Raw genomic sequence first — 16,416 nt, forward strand, 5'->3', positions numbered from 1 at the left:
TCAAGAAAAGGATTAACATGAAGTTAACAAAAGAAGAATTTATTCGCGATTTTAAAGACACACTCCACGAAGAACAATTGATTAAAGTCCCCGATGCGACGCCTGCGGAACTTTTTACCTCACTCGCTCAAACGGTACGCAAATATTACACACCTCTCTGGCTAGAACGCAACCGAAAAATTTCTGAAAATCATGAAAAAGTTGCTTACTATTTTTCAATTGAATTTCTACCAGGACGCATGCTTGAAACTAATTTACTGAATCTTGGTATTTTAGATATTGTCAAAGAAGCTTTTGCTGAATTGAATGTTGATTTTGACGCTGTGAAAAATGCAGAGCATGATATGGCATTAGGAAATGGTGGCTTAGGACGTTTAGCGGCAGCATTCATGGATTCACTAGCAACGACAGGTTATCCAGGTTTTGGTAATGGCTTGCGTTACAAATACGGTTTATTTAAGCAACGCATTGTTGATGGTTACCAAGTTGAATTGCCAGATTCATGGTTTGGTTCTATCGGAAATGTTTGGGAAACCCGAAAAGACCATGATACCGTTGAAGTCAAGTTGTTTGGTGATGTGTATTTGCAGGCTGATAAGGACGGCAAACTTAGCCCAGTTTACAACAATGCTCAAATTTTGCGTGCGGTGCCATATGATGTTCCGCAACTCGGCTATCAAAATGATATTGTCAATAATCTACGCCTTTGGGATGTCGAAATTCCAGAAGAATACGAGCTCGATTACCCAACAATTGCTGACCGTCGAAGTGTTCAAGACATTACCTCTATCCTTTATCCAGACGATTCAAGCTACGAAGGGAAACAATTACGCTTGGTGCAAGAATACTTTATGACAAGCGCTGGATTGCAAACAATCATTAAATCATACCTCAAACAAGGGTTGCCATTGGAAAAAATTCATGAAAAAGTTTCTGTTCATATCAATGACACTCACCCTGCTGTCGCACCTGCCGAGTTCATGCGTCTGCTTGTTGATGAGTATCGCCTTGAATGGGATGTCGCTTGGGATGTTACAACAAAGACAATGAGTTACACCAACCATACCATTCTCGCAGAAGCTCTCGAAAAATGGGATGCCGAACTTTTCAAAAAAGTCTTACCACGTGTCTATCAAATTATTCTTGAAATCGATAACCGTTTTGTTTCAGACATGGCAAGCGATGGCGTTGCTCCTCAGATTATTGAAAATACACGTATTGTAAAAGACGGCTTGATTCACATGGCTAATCTAGCTATTATCGGTGGTTATTCTGTCAACGGTGTTGCTAAACTTCACACAGAACTCCTGAAGGAAGATACTTTACGTGATTTCTATAATCTCTATCCTGAAAAATTCAATAATAAAACCAATGGTATCGTTCAACGTCGTTGGACACAAATCGCAGATCAACCACTTTCTAAAACCATTGACAAATGGATTGGCAGTGGCTGGAGAAGTGATATCCATGAATTGCGTAAGCTTAATGACCTTGTTGACAATCCAGAAGTTTTAAATGATTTTTATCACGTTAAACAAGAAGCTAAAGCACGTTTGGCTGCTTATATTAAAGAAACAACAGGTATAGAAGTTTCAACAGACGCTATCTTTGATGTTCAAGTAAAACGCCTGCATGCCTATAAACGCCAACTGTTAAATGTTCTCAATATTATCAAACAATATTGGGATTTAAAAGACAATCCTGATAAAGATATCGTACCGCATGTTTACATTTTCGGTGCAAAAGCAGCACCAGGCTACCATTTTGCAAAATCAGTCATCAAAGTGATTAATGAATTAGCTAATTTAATCAATAACGATAGTAGCTTAAATGGCAAACTTAAAGTTGTTTTCCTTGAAAATTATAATGTCAGCCTTGCGGAATTAATTATACCAGCAGCAAATGTATCTGAACAAATTTCACTAGCTTCCAAAGAAGCATCTGGAACCTCTAACATGAAGTTTATGATGACAGGTGCCATTACCTTGGCAACACTGGACGGAGCTAATATTGAAATTAAAGATGAAGTTGGCAGCGATAATATTGTCATCTTTGGTATGGATAAAGATGATGTCTATCGTCATTATGAACGCCATGATTACTATTCACGTAGTATTTATGAAAATAATCCGATTATTCGACGTGTTGTTGACAGCTTTATCAATGGTACCATTCCAAATATTCAAGGTGAAGGAACAGAAATTTATGAATCTCTGATTACGCACAATGATGAGTATTTCTTGCTTGAAGATTTCACAGCCTATGTGGAAGCCCAAGAAAAGATTGACCAGCTCTACCGCAATCAAGAGCAATGGATGCGCATGAGCCTTATCAATATTGCAAATTCTGACAAGTTCACCTCAGATGATACCATTACTCAATACGCTAAAGAAATATGGCAATTGAAAAACTAAAAATGAGGTTCTTACCTACTTGATCTAGTAAAAATATGAAAACATTTCCATAGAGTTTTCACAAAGAAGTCCTTTTTAGGACATTGTTTGTATAGAAAAACTCCCATAAAATGTTATTTATAATAGGAAGAAAACCCTAATGAAGAAGCGATTTCGGTCGTTTCTTTATTTTTATTTGAAAAAACTAAACAAAGGTTAAGAATGAAATAGAAAAACGTTTCCAAAAATCGCGATTTCATTGACAATTTCCTAAAATAGGACTAAAATAACGAGGTAAAAAATTTTAAAAGGAGATTCATATCATGTTGAATTTAAAAATCTTAGCACTTGGTATCGCCGTACTAGGGGTTAGTCTTGGTGAAGGTATCCTCGTTGCCAACATCGCTAAATCTGCTGCACGTCAACCAGAAATGTACAGCAAATTGCAAACCCTTATGATCATGGGGGTAGCCTTTATTGAAGGTACTTTCTTCGTTCTTCTTGCATCAACATTCTTCGTTGGTTAAATCTAACAAAGAATCTATAAAAAGAAGGAGGGGTAGAGTTGGAAACATCTGTAAATCCAACAGCGCAATTCTTTGGTATTGAGTTCGACTTGACCATTCTCGCGATGTCTCTCTTGACGGTGCTAGTAGCCTTTGTTCTTATTTTTTGGTTCAGCCGCAATATGCAACTAAAACCAAAAGGAAAACAAAATGTTTTAGAGTGGGTATATGAGTTCGTTCAAGGAATCATTAGGCCTAATCTTGGACGTTATACTAGCAATTACAGTCTCCTCTTCTTTGGATTGTTCTTTTTCTTATTGATTGCCAATAACATAGGTTTACTTACAAAACTTGAAGTCGGTGATTATAACCTTTGGTCATCTCCAACTTCAAACGCTGCCTACAACTTTGGATTAGCATTGCTGATTGCTGTTGTTGTCCATGTTGAAGGTATTCGTAAGAATGGTATCAAAGAATACCTAAAAGAATATTTATCTCCAACACCAGTAATGTTGCCGATGAACATTCTCGAAGAATTTACCAATGTTATCTCATTAACATTACGTTTGTATGGTAATATTTTTGCGGGTGAAATTGTGTTGAGCTTGCTTGTGCAATTTGCACACTACAATATCGTAGCTGTACCATTTGCATTTATTTTAAATATGCTTTGGACAGGGTTCTCAATTTTCATCTCAGCAATCCAAGCTTACGTATTTGTAATGTTGTCATCAACTTATGTTGGTAAAAAAGTAAATCACGAAGAAGAATAATAAGAAAGGAGAAAGTATATTATGTCAACTCTTATCAATAGTACAAGTCTTGGTAACATTATTATCGTAACTGGCTCTTTTCTTCTCTTGCTTGTTCTCATTAAAATTTTTGCTTGGGAACAATTAACAGGAGTTTTCAAAGCTCGTGAAGAAAAAATCTCTAACGATATTGATGGCGCAGAAGCTGCTCGTGAAAAAGCAGAAGCATTAGCTGCTAAACGCCAAGAAGAGTTAGCTGGCGCTCGTACAGAGGCAACACAAATTATTGATGATGCCAAAGAAACAGGTAAAAATCAAGAGGCTAAAATCGTTGCAGAAGCACGCGAAGAAGCAAGCCGCTTGAAAGCTAAAGCTAATCAAGATATTGAACAAAGTAAAGCAGAAGCTCTTTCAAGTGTTAAGAGTGATGTTGCTGATTTGACTGTTCTTTTAGCAGAAAAAATCATGACAACTAACCTTGACAAAGAAGCTCAAAGCAATCTCATTGATAGCTATCTTGACAAGCTAGGAGATGCCTAATGGATAAAAAGACACAAGCTCTTGTTGAGCAATATGCGAAAAGTCTCGTAGAAATTGCTATTGAAAAAGACAGTTTAGCTGAACTCCAATCAGAAACAGAAGCTTTGTTGTCTGTTTTTGAAGAGACAAACTTAGCTAACTTTTTGTCAAGTTTAGTCGTTTCACGTGATGAAAAAGTAAAACTTGTTAGGTTACTTCAAGAGTCTAGTTCAGTATATATGAACAATTTTCTTGAGGTAATTTTACAAAACGAACGAGAAGCGTTCCTAAAAGACATTTTAGAAGGTGTTCAAAAAGATTTTGTTATTGCAACTAATCAACACGACATTGTTGTGACAACGGCAGTAGCTTTAACAGATGAACAAAAAGAACGTATTCTAGCTTTGGTTGCTGAAAAATTCGGTGTTAAAGCTGGAAAACTCGTTGAAAACATTGACGAATCAATCCTCGGTGGATTTATCATTAATGTTAACAATAAAGTAATCGACACAAGCATTCGTCGTCAATTACAAACATTTAAAATGAATTTGAAATAGAAAGTGGTGTGACTTTTGGCAATTAATGCACAAGAAATTAGCGCTTTAATTAAAAAGCAAATTGAAAACTTCCAGCCAAATTTTGACGTCACAGAAACTGGTGTAGTCACTTATATCGGTGATGGTATTGCCCGTGCTCGTGGACTTGATAATGCCATGAGTGGAGAACTTCTCGAATTTTCAAATGGTGCCTTCGGTATGGCTCAAAACCTTGAGTCTAATGACGTTGGTATCATTATTCTTGGAGATTTTTCTACAATTCGTGAAGGTGATGAAGTTAAACGTACTGGTAAAATCATGGAAGTGCCAGTAGGTGAAGCTCTTATTGGTCGTGTCGTAAACCCACTTGGTCAACCAGTGGATGGTCTTGGAGATATCAAGACAACTGCAACTCGTCCAGTTGAAACACCTGCACCAGGCGTTATGCAACGTAAATCAGTTTCTGAACCACTCCAAACTGGTCTTAAAGCGATTGATGCTTTGGTTCCAATTGGACGTGGTCAACGTGAGTTAATCATCGGTGACCGTCAAACAGGTAAAACATCTGTTGCGATTGATGCAATTTTGAACCAAAAAGGACAAGATATGATTTGTATCTATGTTGCTATTGGTCAAAAAGAATCAACTGTTCGTACACAAGTTGAAACACTTCGTAAGTACGGTGCTCTTGATTATACAATCGTTGTGACAGCCTCAGCTTCACAACCTTCTCCATTACTTTACATCGCTCCTTATGCTGGTGTAGCAATGGCAGAAGAATTTATGTATAACGGAAAACACGTTTTGATTGTTTATGATGATTTATCAAAACAAGCGGTAGCTTATCGTGAACTCTCACTTCTTCTTCGTCGTCCACCAGGACGTGAAGCTTACCCAGGTGATGTTTTCTATCTTCACAGCCGCTTACTTGAACGTTCAGCTAAAGTTTCTGATGCACTTGGCGGTGGTTCTATCACAGCCCTTCCATTTATTGAAACACAAGCTGGTGATATTTCAGCTTACATCGCAACAAACGTGATTTCTATCACTGACGGACAAATCTTCTTGCAAGAAAATCTTTTCAACTCAGGTATTCGTCCTGCGATTGATGCTGGTTCTTCAGTATCACGTGTTGGTGGTTCAGCACAAATCAAAGCAATGAAGAAAGTTGCTGGTACCCTTCGTCTTGACTTGGCTTCTTACCGTGAACTTGAAGCCTTTACACAATTCGGTTCTGATTTGGATGCAGCAACACAAGCTAAACTTAATCGTGGACGTCGTACAGTTGAAGTGCTTAAACAACCTGTTCACAAACCACTTCCTGTTGAAAAACAAGTTGTGATTCTTTATGCACTTACTCATGGTTTCTTGGATGATGTGCCAGTTAATGACATTTTAGCATTTGAAGAAGCTTTGTATGATTACTTTGATGCACATTACGAATCAATCTTTGAAACTATCCGTACAACCAAAGATTTACCAGAAGAATCTGTCTTAGATGCAGCTATTAAAGCCTTTAAAGATCAGTCAGAATTCAAATAAGAGGGAGGTAGCATATGGCAGGCTCTCTTAGTGAAATCAAAGGGAAAATTATTTCAACTCAGAAAACAAGTCATATCACTGGTGCCATGCAAATGGTATCAGCTGCAAAATTGACTAAATCTGAGCAAGCAGCACAAGATTTCCAAATCTATGCTTCAAAAATTCGCCAAATTACTACGGATTTATTGAAATCAGAACTTATTAATGGTTCAAAAAATCCAATGTTAGCCGCACGTCCAGTTAAAAAGACAGGTTACATTGTGATTACATCTGATAAAGGACTTGTTGGTGGGTATAATTCTAAAATCTTGAAAGCTATGATGGATCTTATTCAAGAATATCATGCTGAAGATGATAATTATGCTATTATTGCCATCGGTGGTATCGGAGCAGATTTCTTTAAAGCACGTGGTATGAATGTTGTATTTGAATTGCGTGGTTTGGAAGATCAGCCATCATTTGAACAAGTCGGCAATATCATTTCAAAATCTGTTGAAATGTATAAAAACGAATTGTTTGATGAATTATATGTATGTTACAATCACCATGTGAACAGCTTGACAAGTCAAGTTCGTGTCCAACAAATGCTTCCAATTGCAGAATTAGATGCTGATGAAGCGGCAGAAGAAGGGACAACTGGTTTTGAGTTAGAACCAAGTCGTGAATTGATTTTGGAACAACTCTTACCACAATATACTGAAAGTCTCATTTATGGTGCCATTGTTGATGCGAAAACCGCTGAACATGCAGCTGGTATGACAGCTATGCAGACAGCGACTGATAATGCTAAAAACATTATCGCTGACTTAACGACACAATATAACCGTGCTCGTCAAGCAACCATCACAAATGAAATTATTGAAATTGTAGCAGGTGCTAACGCACTAGAATAAAAGTGAGTATTTAATTCGCTCACGAAAACGGGATTGAATTCCTAAAAAATCTAAAAGGAGAAAAACATGAGCTCAGGCAAAATTGCTCAGGTTGTTGGTCCAGTTGTTGACGTTGCGTTTGCAGCTGGGGAAAAATTACCTGAGATTAATAATGCATTGATTGTTTATAAAGATGGCGATAAATTTCAAAAAATCGTTCTCGAAGTTGCTCTTGAACTTGGTGACGGTCTTGTACGTACTATCGCTATGGAATCAACTGATGGGCTTACACGTGGATTAGAAGTTTTTGATACTGGTCGTGCGATTAGTGTGCCAGTTGGTAAAGAAACTTTGGGTCGTGTGTTCAATGTTCTTGGGGATACTATTGACCTTGATGAACCATTTGCTGAAGACGCACCACGTGAACCAATCCACAAAAAAGCACCAGCTTTTGATGAATTATCAACATCATCAGAAATCCTTGAAACAGGTATCAAAGTTATTGACCTTCTTGCCCCTTACCTAAAAGGTGGTAAAGTTGGACTTTTCGGTGGTGCCGGTGTTGGTAAAACCGTTCTTATCCAAGAATTGATTCACAACATTGCCCAAGAACACGGTGGTATTTCAGTATTTACTGGTGTTGGGGAACGTACACGTGAAGGTAATGACCTTTACTGGGAAATGAAAGAATCTGGCGTTATCGAAAAAACAGCCATGGTCTTTGGTCAAATGAATGAACCACCTGGAGCACGTATGCGTGTTGCCCTTACTGGTTTGACTATCGCTGAATATTTCCGTGATGTTGAAGGACAAGACGTGCTTCTCTTCATCGATAACATCTTCCGTTTCACTCAAGCAGGTTCTGAAGTATCAGCCCTTCTTGGTCGTATGCCATCAGCCGTTGGTTACCAACCTACATTGGCAACTGAAATGGGTCAATTGCAAGAACGTATCACATCAACTAAAAAAGGTTCTGTTACATCAATCCAAGCCATCTATGTGCCAGCCGATGACTACACTGACCCAGCGCCAGCAACAGCATTCGCTCACTTGGATTCAACAACTAACCTTGAACGTAAGTTGACTCAAATGGGTATCTACCCAGCCGTTGACCCTCTTGCTTCAAGCTCACGTGCCCTTGCACCAGAAATTGTTGGTCAAGAACACTATGAAGTGGCAACAGAAGTACAACGTGTCCTTCAACGTTACCGTGAATTGCAAGATATCATTGCAATCCTTGGTATGGATGAATTGTCTGACGAAGAAAAAACATTGGTTGGACGTGCACGTCGTATCCAATTCTTCTTGTCACAAAACTTCAACGTTGCTGAACAATTTACAGGTATGCCTGGTTCATATGTACCAGTTGCTGAAACTGTTCGTGGCTTCAAAGAAATTTTGGAAGGTAAATACGATGATCTTCCAGAAGATGCTTTCCGTAACGTAGGTCCAATCGAGGATGTAGTTGAAAAAGCTAAGAAAATGAATTACTAATGAGGTGATACCATGATATATATGACTGTTCAGGTAGTAACACCAGATGGTATCCGCTATGATCACCATGCTAATTTTATTTCAGTAAAAACACCAGATGGTGAAATGGGGATTTTGCCAGAACACATTAACCTCATTGCTCCGCTTACTGTCCACGAAATGAAAATTCGTCGTATTGATGATGATAATCACGTGGATTGGGTGGCTATCAACGGTGGTATTATTGAAGTGAAAGACAATCTTGTGACAATTGTTGCAGACTCTGCAGAACGTGAACGCGATATTGATGTTAGCCGTGCAGAACGTGCTAAGATTCGCGCAGAACGCAAATTGGAACAAGCTCAAAGTACTCACGATATTGACGAAGTACGCCGTGCACAAGTTGCGCTTCGTCGTGCTTTGAACCGTATCAGTGTTGGTAATAAATAATCCTAAAAAGTCAGCTTTGCTGGCTTTTTTTGTTGTGAGAAGCAAATTTTGCTATAATAAGGTTATGGAAATTTTAAATAGTACTGTGACCATTTTGTGTCATTTGATGTTCATTGCGATGACACATCAATTGCTTCGTCAGTTGTTTGATTGGTCTAAAATCATTAAAAATTCAGCGGAAAACGTTGGACGACTAAAAGTATTTATCTTGTTTTTAAGCATTGCTATTGGTTATCTCGTCAGTCATTTTTTCCTAGAAATCATTACAATGAGTCAAACTCTTTTCTTGAGTTTTCAATAAAAGCAATAATTTGTAAACTATGATATAATTTTAGGTATTATAATATAAGAATGGAGTTCATTTTGGATAAAATTATTATTGAAGGTGGTAATACACGTTTGCAAGGAGAAGTAGTGATTGAAGGAGCTAAAAATGCTGTTCTTCCACTCTTGGCTGCAACAATTTTACCTGAGGAAGGAAAGACAATTTTAACCAATGTTCCAATCCTTTCAGATGTTTTTACGATGAATAATGTTGTCCGTGGGTTGAATATTCAAGTTGATTTTGATGAAGCTAACAATAAAATCGAAGTGGATGCTTCTGGTGATATTTTGGATATTGCTCCTTACGAGTATGTTAGTAAGATGCGTGCTTCAATCGTTGTTTTAGGACCAATTTTAGCACGTAATGGACACGCTAAGGTTTCAATGCCTGGTGGTTGCACGATTGGTAGCCGCCCAATTGACCTTCATCTTAAAGGTTTGGAGGCAATGGGAGCTAAGATTACGCAATCTGGTGGTGATATTACGGCAACTGTTGATGGTAAGCTCAAAGGGACAACTATTTACATGGATTTCCCATCTGTTGGGGCAACGCAAAACTTGATGATGGCGGCGACTTTAGCAGATGGTGTTACGATTATTGAAAATGTGGCACGTGAGCCAGAAATCGTTGATTTGGCAATGCTACTCAATAAAATGGGAGCTAATGTTAGAGGTGCTGGTACAGAAACTTTGACTATCACTGGTGTTGATAGCCTTCATGGGGCAGAACATGATGTGGTTCAAGACCGTATTGAGGCTGGTACTTTTATGGTGGCAGCAGCCATGACATCAGGAAATGTTCTTATCAAAGATGCTATCTGGGAACATAACCGTCCACTGATTTCAAAATTGATTGAAATGGGGGTTACTGTTGTTGATGAGGAAGATGGTATTCGTGTGATTGCTGATACGTCAACATTGCGACCTGTAACGGTTAAAACACTTCCACACCCTGGTTTTCCAACGGATATGCAAGCACAGTTTACAGCCTTGATGGCAGTCGTAGATGGCGAATCAACGATGATTGAAACTGTTTTTGAGAATCGTTTCCAACATTTGGAAGAAATGCGCCGTATGGGCTTGCAATCGGAAATTTTGCGAGATACGGCTATGATTCACGGTGGTAAAGAACTCCAAGGAGCACCTGTGATGTCAACGGACCTTCGTGCGAGTGCAGCTCTGATTTTGACAGGAATGGTTGCTAAAGGAACAACGACTGTCGGAAAATTGGTTCACCTTGACCGTGGGTATTATAAATTCCATGAAAAATTGGCTAAACTCGGTGCAAATATTAAACGCGTAAGTGAGGCTTAAAAATGACAAGTGGCTGGAAATATGTAACCAAACAACTCGTTTTAATTTTGGTAATTGCTCTTTTGTGTTGTTTATTTTTGGCAATTGGTTTGATGATTGGCTATGGCATCATTGGTGAAGGCAAAAATCCATTTGCAATTTTATCTTTGGATAAATGGCAATCGATTATTGGAAAATTTACTGGAAATTAATAAGGTTTATTTTAGTGATTGTCTTAGGAACAATTATTATTTAGAAGTGGGATAATCGGCTTTATGATTTGAAATAAAGTAACGGTTTTTCCGCTTTTTTGATGAAAGGAAATTATGGCAAAGAAATCAAAATTGTCTAAACAGACAAAATCCCTGCTGTCTTTGGTGATTTTGTTAGTTGGTATTGGTACTGGTTGGGTGACGATATCAGATTCGAACGATCCGCTCAATCAAGTCGTTTCGTTAATTACTGGTGACTCCTCTTCTGAAATAACGTCAAATCAATCGAGTTCTGATTCAGCAACGCCAACACAAGCTTTAGCAGAGACGGTATTAACAGATAGTGTCAAAGAGCAGTTGGGAGCAAATATAGAATGGAATGGTGCGGGAGCCTATATTATCAATGATAATCAAACATCCCTAAATGCAAAAGTTTCAAGTCAACCTTACGCCAACAACAAAACGAAAACGGTGCAAGGTCAGACTGTTCCAACGGTTGCTAATGCTTTGCTAAGTAAGTCAACTCGTCAATACAAAAGTCGTGAGGAGACTGGAAATGGCTCAACGTCTTGGACGCCAGCTGGTTGGCATCAAGTTCAAGACCTTTCAGGGACTTATAGCCATGCGGTAGATCGTGGTCATTTGCTTGGTTATGCTTTGGTCGGTGGTCTGAAAGGCTTTGATGCGTCAACGAGCAACCCTGACAATGTGGCAACACAGACTGCCTGGGCAAACGAGGCAAATTCGGAAAGTTCAACTGGTCAAAATTACTATGAATCCCTTGTCCGCAAAGCTCTTGACCAGAATAAACGAGTTCGTTACCGTGTTACCTTGATTTACGACGGTGATAATCTCTTAGCAAGCGGAACGCATTTGGAAGCCAAATCATCTGACGGTAGTTTAGAATTTAACGTCTTTGTTCCAAATGTGCAAAGCGGACTGACATTTGATTATTATTCAGGTCAAGTTAGTGTGAATTGAGCATTATTATGTCATAAACAAATGAAGCTGAGCATTTTTGTGCCAGCTTTTTTAATTTTTTTGAGGTAAAATCCTTGACTTAGAGTTGGTCTAAGGTTTTATAATGAAAGTAGCTTCAAAGAAAGGAATAAATTTATGAAAAAAGAGGATAAAATTGCTATTCTTGGGATAACGGGGTACATGGGAGCTTGGGTGGCTAAAAAACTAAGCGACCAAGGTTTTACTAATATTGTTGGGACGTATTATAATCAAGAGAAAATGGATGATTTACAGCAACGTCTCCCGCATATACGTGGGATTCGTGCTGATATTTTGAAAACTAGTGACCAAGAAAAATTGAACGAATTTTTAGCTGATGTTAAATGGATTTTTAATAACACGGCGCCTTTCACAGGAAAAGAGCAAAGTTTGGAAGACTTTGCGACTACGAAGATCTTAGCGATTAATCATCTTTTCAAAATCGTAAATCATATTCAATCTGTCGAAAAAATTGTTCACCTTGGTTCAGGTGGTTCGGTTGGCTTTGGCATTGTTGATGATGCAAAATTAATCTTAACCGAAGATGATTGGACGGATTTAAATTTACCCGATTATCCTTATGATAAATTCATGATGGCAAAGGTTGCTGAAGAAAAAAGAATTCTTGATTTAGCAGAAATTTGCAATGTTCCTGTTAGCATTGTTGACCCGATGAATGTTGTTGGACCAAGTTTTACGCCATGGCAACATGATATGGTATACGCCAATTTGGCTAACAGAGAAACGATTAACAATGGGCAAATGGATTGTGTGGATGTTCGAGATGTGGCGGACTTAGAAATTGCTTTAATGACGAATCCAGCAGCAAATGGTAAAAGGGTATTAGGACTTGGCTATACACTATCTTTTGCAGAATTATTGAAGGTAACGAAGCAAACATTGACTGACGAAGAAATTAAAGAGCTGTTTGGTGGTTTACCTCGCTTGATTTCACTTGAAGATATTTTGGCAAGTTGGCAACCTTTCCGTCAGACAAGTTATTACAAAGACCAAGTCAAACGCATGACAGGTGAGAGAATTTATAAAACGAAGTATCCAGAATTCTACCGTTATCAGTATGTGACTCCAGAAGAAAGTATCGTTGCAGGTTTAAAGAAAATGAGCGCAGATAAAAAATGACAATTTAAGCTTGACTTAGAGTTACTCTAGTTTGTTATACTGACAGTGTAAAGCAGAAAGGAGCTAATAAAAATGGAAAAAACAACCGAAAAAGTTATTGTGATTACTGGAGCTTCATCTGGAATTGGTGCAGCTGCGGCTAAAGTTTTGGCTAAGAGTGGACACAAGTTAATTCTTGTAGCGCGTCGTGAAAATAAACTTCAAGAATTGGTGACAAGTATTGAAGCCGAAGGTGGCGAAGCAAAATACATTTTGGCAGATGTTTCCCAATTGGACAAAAATCAAGAAATAGCGAAATTCGCTTTAGATTCTTATGGACGTATTGACGTTTGGATTAATAATGCAGGATTGATGCCATTGTCGGAATTCTCAAAAGGTTTGGTAGAAGAGTGGAATCAAATGATTGACGTCAACCTCAAAGGAACACTTTATGGCATTGACGCTGCTTTACCGATTATGCGTCAACAAAAATCAGGGCATTTTATCAATGTTGCCTCGCTTTCGGCACATCAATCAGGAGCAACAACTGGTGTTTACGCAGCGACTAAATTTGGGGTTTGGGCGGCAAGTGAGGCGCTTCGCCAAGAAGAAGCTGCTGCTAAATCAAATGTTAGAGTTACTGTTATTTCACCTGGGGCTGTGGACACAGAATTACCTCAACATGCTAGTGACCAAGCCGTCAAAGAAAATCTTGCTGGTTTCTACTCAGCACTTGCTATCCCAGCAGAAGAAGTTGCACGTTGTATTCAATTTGCGATAGACACACCTGCTAATACGTCAATTAATGAAATTGTCATCAGACCAACTGCACAAGTTTTGTAAGTTATCGTCTAAGGTTGGCAACTAATCTCGCGTAGAAAAGGAGATTGTCATGGAATATACTAATTTAGTAAATACTGGATTACGTATCAGTCGATTGTATTTAGGAACAATGAGTTTTGAAACACGGACAAACAAAGATGGTATTTTCCCACAGTTGGTGTAGGATCTGATTGTTATTCTTGGTAAACAGTTTAAGGGTGAGGTGATGCATGAAAAGCATAAAAGAAATTTCAGAAGAACTTGGCATGTCAGCTTATACCATTCGTTTTTATGAAAAGGAAGGCTTGGTTAGTATTCCACGTAATAAAAATGGTATTCGCGATTTTGATGAGGCTAGTATTGATACCCTAAAGGCAATTAATCATTATCGTAGAGTTGGAATGTCTCTTGATGATATTCGTACGGTTATGGCTAGTTTTAATGACCATGTGTTATCAACGAAGCTATTAGAAAAAACGAAGAAAGAATTAGATTTACAAATTTTAGAGCTTCAAGAAACACAGCACTATTTGAATGAAAAAATTGAAATTCATGGAAAATTAGCTGAATTGCAAAAGCAAGGTTATAATGAACAAGAAAGACTGGAAGCTTATTACAAGATGCGCCGAGGTCAACAATAACCAAGACTGTTATCGGTAATTGTGATTAATGCCAAGCTCAGCATAAATCAAGTGATTGTCTTGTCAAATGGCTAAAAATTTGCTAGAATGGGTTATAAATTGAATAGTGTCTTATGAGACTAGTAACCTTATGGCAGTTTAACAGGGACTGGAAGCCGTGACTGGAAGCTTCCTAGATGAAAGTTTGGCGAATTCACTCATGTTAAAGACGATAAATTAAGGTCTGCTAGTCAGATAAAAAACGGATGGTACCGCGTGTCAACGCTCCGCTATTGGAGTGTGGCACGCTTTTTTCGTTTAAAAACATTAGGGTCTTACCCAAGGAAGGAATTTTAATGGATTTACAAGCGCAGTTAGAGGAATTAAAATCATCTACGCAAGCTAAATTGGCTGAAATGCGTGGAAACAATGCAAAAGAACTTCAAGAATTACGTGTGCAAGTTCTTGGTAAAAAAGGATCATTGACAGAACTATTGAAAGGTTTGAAAGATCTTTCTAAAGAAATGCGTCCAGTTGTCGGAAAACAAGTCAATGAAGTCCGTGATGTTTTGACAAAAGCTTTCGAAGAACAAGCTAAAATTGTTGAAGCTGCTAAAATCCAAGCACAACTAGAATCAGAAAGTTTGGATGTGACACTTCCAGGACGTCAAGTTAACCTTGGTAACCGTCATGTCTTGACACAAACAAGTGAAGAAATCGAAGATATTTTCCTTGGTATGGGATTCCAAGTTGTTGATGGTTATGAAGTGGAATCTGACTATTATAACTTTGAACGTATGAATTTGCCAAAAGACCACCCAGCGCGTGATATGCAAGATACGTTCTACATTACTGAAGAAATCTTGCTTCGTACGCACACAAGTCCTGTGCAAGCACGTACACTTGATAAACACGACTTTTCTAAAGGTCCTTTGAAAATGATTTCACCAGGGCGTGTTTTCCGTCGTGACACAGATGATGCGACTCACAGCCACCAATTCCACCAAATCGAAGGTCTTGTTGTTGGGGAAAACATTTCTATGGGTGACCTAAAAGGAACGCTTGAAATGATTATCAAGAAAATGTTTGGTGAAGACCGTAAAATTCGTCTTCGTCCATCATACTTCCCATTTACTGAACCATCAGTAGAAGTTGACGTCTCATGCTTCAAATGTGGTGGTAAAGGATGTAACGTATGTAAGAAAACTGGTTGGATTGAAATCCTTGGTGCTGGTATGGTACACCCTCGCGTTTTGGAAATGTCTGGTGTTGATTCTGAAAAATATTCTGGCTTTGCTTTTGGTCTTGGTCAAGAACGTATCGCAATGCTTCGCTATGGTATCAATGATATCCGTGGTTTCTACCAAGGCGATGTCCGTTTCTCAGAACAATTTAAATAAAACGAGATAACAGAAAAACGATTGGAGGAAAAGATATGTCAGAAATAAAAGTTGAGAAAGTGACATTGGATAAATTAAGTATCTTGCAAGACCTTAGTATTCAGACTTTTCGTGAAACCTTTGCTTTTGATAATACCGAAGAAGAACTTCAACAGTTTTTCGATGATAGTTACACTTTAGAACAACTCGAAAAAGAGGTGACTGACCCAGAATCTGATGTTCGTTTTGTCTTGGTTGATGGGCGTGAGGTTGGCTTTATGAAAGTCAATTGGGGTGCTGCACAGACCGAACACGAACTAGAAAATGCCTTTGAAATTCAACGCATTTACATTCTTAACGAGTGTCAAGGATTAGGCTTAGGTAAGAAATTATTTGAGTTAGCGCTTGATATGGCAAAAGAAGGTGGCTTTGATTGGGCTTGGTTAGGTGTCTGGGAACATAATGTTAAGGCACAAGGGTTCTATCGAAAATATGGTTTTGAAAAATTTTCAGAACACTCTTTTAAAGTTGGCGATAAAGTAGATACAGATTGGCTTTTGAGAAAAGCCTTGAAAGAATAACAGTAGAAAGGGATAAAGAAGCTT

The 16,416-nt window shown here is 38.3% G+C and carries 18 protein-coding genes; all 18 read left to right on the forward strand.

All coding sequences use genetic code 11. From position 1 onward, the window contains the following. Positions 1-17: 17 nt before the first annotated feature. The 18 genes from BTR42_RS04560 to BTR42_RS04645 all read left to right on the forward strand — a co-directional run bounded on the left by BTR42_RS04560 (position 18) and on the right by BTR42_RS04645 (position 16,392). Positions 18-2,414 (forward strand): glycogen/starch/alpha-glucan phosphorylase, encoded by a 2,397-nt coding sequence (locus BTR42_RS04560; RefSeq protein WP_009853903.1) that lies wholly within the window; start codon positions 18-20, stop codon positions 2,412-2,414. A gap of 302 nt (positions 2,415-2,716) precedes the next feature. Then, positions 2,717-2,920: a F0F1 ATP synthase subunit C gene (locus BTR42_RS04565; protein ID WP_003064078.1), complete on the forward strand. Its 204-nt coding sequence runs from the start codon at positions 2,717-2,719 to the stop codon at positions 2,918-2,920. Between the two features lie 38 nt (positions 2,921-2,958). Continuing rightward, entirely contained in the window at positions 2,959-3,672 is a 714-nt protein-coding gene (gene atpB / locus BTR42_RS04570; protein WP_004231079.1) for a F0F1 ATP synthase subunit A, read from the forward strand. Between the two features lie 21 nt (positions 3,673-3,693). Continuing rightward, entirely contained in the window at positions 3,694-4,191 is a 498-nt protein-coding gene (gene atpF / locus BTR42_RS04575; RefSeq protein WP_009853905.1) for a F0F1 ATP synthase subunit B, read from the forward strand. Further along, a complete protein-coding gene (locus BTR42_RS04580; RefSeq protein WP_009853906.1) occupies positions 4,191-4,727 on the forward strand; it encodes a F0F1 ATP synthase subunit delta in 537 nt (178 codons plus the stop codon). Before atpF ends, BTR42_RS04580 begins: the two co-directional genes overlap by 1 nt. A gap of 15 nt (positions 4,728-4,742) precedes the next feature. Then, positions 4,743-6,248 carry a F0F1 ATP synthase subunit alpha gene (atpA, locus tag BTR42_RS04585; RefSeq protein WP_009853907.1) on the forward strand — a complete coding sequence of 502 codons (1,506 nt, stop codon included), beginning with the start codon at positions 4,743-4,745 and terminating at the stop codon, positions 6,246-6,248. Between the two features lie 14 nt (positions 6,249-6,262). Beyond that, positions 6,263-7,141, forward strand: coding sequence for a F0F1 ATP synthase subunit gamma (locus tag BTR42_RS04590; RefSeq protein ID WP_003064089.1), 879 nt, complete (start codon positions 6,263-6,265; stop codon positions 7,139-7,141). 66 nt (positions 7,142-7,207) lie between these two features. Beyond that, on the forward strand, positions 7,208-8,614 hold the full coding sequence (atpD, locus tag BTR42_RS04595) for a F0F1 ATP synthase subunit beta (RefSeq protein WP_077496601.1): 1,407 nt from the start codon (positions 7,208-7,210) through the stop codon (positions 8,612-8,614). 12 nt (positions 8,615-8,626) lie between these two features. Next, entirely contained in the window at positions 8,627-9,043 is a 417-nt protein-coding gene (locus BTR42_RS04600) for a F0F1 ATP synthase subunit epsilon (RefSeq protein ID WP_077496603.1), read from the forward strand. A gap of 64 nt (positions 9,044-9,107) precedes the next feature. Then, on the forward strand, positions 9,108-9,344 hold the full coding sequence (locus tag BTR42_RS04605) for a DUF1146 family protein (protein WP_012961763.1): 237 nt from the start codon (positions 9,108-9,110) through the stop codon (positions 9,342-9,344). A gap of 62 nt (positions 9,345-9,406) precedes the next feature. Next, a complete protein-coding gene (gene murA / locus BTR42_RS04610) occupies positions 9,407-10,681 on the forward strand; it encodes a UDP-N-acetylglucosamine 1-carboxyvinyltransferase (RefSeq protein ID WP_061458497.1) in 1,275 nt (424 codons plus the stop codon). Positions 10,682-10,683: 2 nt separating this feature from the next. Next, positions 10,684-10,872, forward strand: a complete 189-nt coding sequence (locus BTR42_RS04615) for a DNA-directed RNA polymerase subunit beta (RefSeq protein WP_009853912.1) — start codon at positions 10,684-10,686, stop codon at positions 10,870-10,872. Between the two features lie 114 nt (positions 10,873-10,986). Next, entirely contained in the window at positions 10,987-11,853 is an 867-nt protein-coding gene (locus BTR42_RS04620; protein WP_009853913.1) for a DNA/RNA non-specific endonuclease, read from the forward strand. Between the two features lie 135 nt (positions 11,854-11,988). Beyond that, complete coding sequence (locus BTR42_RS04625; protein WP_077496605.1) at positions 11,989-13,011, forward strand: NAD-dependent epimerase/dehydratase family protein; 1,023 nt, start codon at positions 11,989-11,991, stop codon at positions 13,009-13,011. Between the two features lie 72 nt (positions 13,012-13,083). After that, positions 13,084-13,833, forward strand: a complete 750-nt coding sequence (locus tag BTR42_RS04630; protein WP_077496607.1) for an SDR family oxidoreductase — start codon at positions 13,084-13,086, stop codon at positions 13,831-13,833. 209 nt (positions 13,834-14,042) lie between these two features. Continuing rightward, complete coding sequence (locus BTR42_RS04635) at positions 14,043-14,453, forward strand: MerR family transcriptional regulator (RefSeq protein ID WP_074656786.1); 411 nt, start codon at positions 14,043-14,045, stop codon at positions 14,451-14,453. 335 nt (positions 14,454-14,788) lie between these two features. Beyond that, positions 14,789-15,832 carry a phenylalanine--tRNA ligase subunit alpha gene (gene pheS / locus BTR42_RS04640; protein WP_013642932.1) on the forward strand — a complete coding sequence of 348 codons (1,044 nt, stop codon included), beginning with the start codon at positions 14,789-14,791 and terminating at the stop codon, positions 15,830-15,832. 35 nt (positions 15,833-15,867) lie between these two features. Continuing rightward, the gene (locus BTR42_RS04645; RefSeq protein ID WP_077496609.1) at positions 15,868-16,392 is read left to right on the forward strand and encodes a GNAT family N-acetyltransferase; all 525 of its coding nucleotides are present in this window, start codon (positions 15,868-15,870) and stop codon (positions 16,390-16,392) included. The last annotated feature ends 24 nt before the right edge of the window (positions 16,393-16,416 follow it).

Source organism: Streptococcus gallolyticus subsp. gallolyticus DSM 16831, assembly GCF_002000985.1.
GTDB lineage: Bacteria > Bacillota > Bacilli > Lactobacillales > Streptococcaceae > Streptococcus > Streptococcus gallolyticus.

What these genes read in the sequence shown, in the direction of transcription:
- BTR42_RS04560 (WP_009853903.1), top strand. Translation starts at nt 18, where the DNA reads ATGAAGTTAACAAAAGAAGAATTTATTCGCGATTTTAAAGACACACTC.
- BTR42_RS04565 (WP_003064078.1), top strand. Translation starts at nt 2,717, where the DNA reads ATGTTGAATTTAAAAATCTTAGCACTTGGTATCGCCGTACTAGGGGTT.
- atpF (WP_009853905.1), top strand. Translation starts at nt 3,694, where the DNA reads ATGTCAACTCTTATCAATAGTACAAGTCTTGGTAACATTATTATCGTA.
- BTR42_RS04580 (WP_009853906.1), top strand. Translation starts at nt 4,191, where the DNA reads ATGGATAAAAAGACACAAGCTCTTGTTGAGCAATATGCGAAAAGTCTC.
- BTR42_RS04590 (WP_003064089.1), top strand. Translation starts at nt 6,263, where the DNA reads ATGGCAGGCTCTCTTAGTGAAATCAAAGGGAAAATTATTTCAACTCAG.
- atpD (WP_077496601.1), top strand. Translation starts at nt 7,208, where the DNA reads ATGAGCTCAGGCAAAATTGCTCAGGTTGTTGGTCCAGTTGTTGACGTT.
- BTR42_RS04600 (WP_077496603.1), top strand. Translation starts at nt 8,627, where the DNA reads ATGATATATATGACTGTTCAGGTAGTAACACCAGATGGTATCCGCTAT.
- BTR42_RS04605 (WP_012961763.1), top strand. Translation starts at nt 9,108, where the DNA reads ATGGAAATTTTAAATAGTACTGTGACCATTTTGTGTCATTTGATGTTC.
- BTR42_RS04615 (WP_009853912.1), top strand. Translation starts at nt 10,684, where the DNA reads ATGACAAGTGGCTGGAAATATGTAACCAAACAACTCGTTTTAATTTTG.
- BTR42_RS04620 (WP_009853913.1), top strand. Translation starts at nt 10,987, where the DNA reads ATGGCAAAGAAATCAAAATTGTCTAAACAGACAAAATCCCTGCTGTCT.
- BTR42_RS04625 (WP_077496605.1), top strand. Translation starts at nt 11,989, where the DNA reads ATGAAAAAAGAGGATAAAATTGCTATTCTTGGGATAACGGGGTACATG.
- BTR42_RS04630 (WP_077496607.1), top strand. Translation starts at nt 13,084, where the DNA reads ATGGAAAAAACAACCGAAAAAGTTATTGTGATTACTGGAGCTTCATCT.
- BTR42_RS04635 (WP_074656786.1), top strand. Translation starts at nt 14,043, where the DNA reads ATGAAAAGCATAAAAGAAATTTCAGAAGAACTTGGCATGTCAGCTTAT.
- pheS (WP_013642932.1), top strand. Translation starts at nt 14,789, where the DNA reads ATGGATTTACAAGCGCAGTTAGAGGAATTAAAATCATCTACGCAAGCT.
- BTR42_RS04645 (WP_077496609.1), top strand. Translation starts at nt 15,868, where the DNA reads ATGTCAGAAATAAAAGTTGAGAAAGTGACATTGGATAAATTAAGTATC.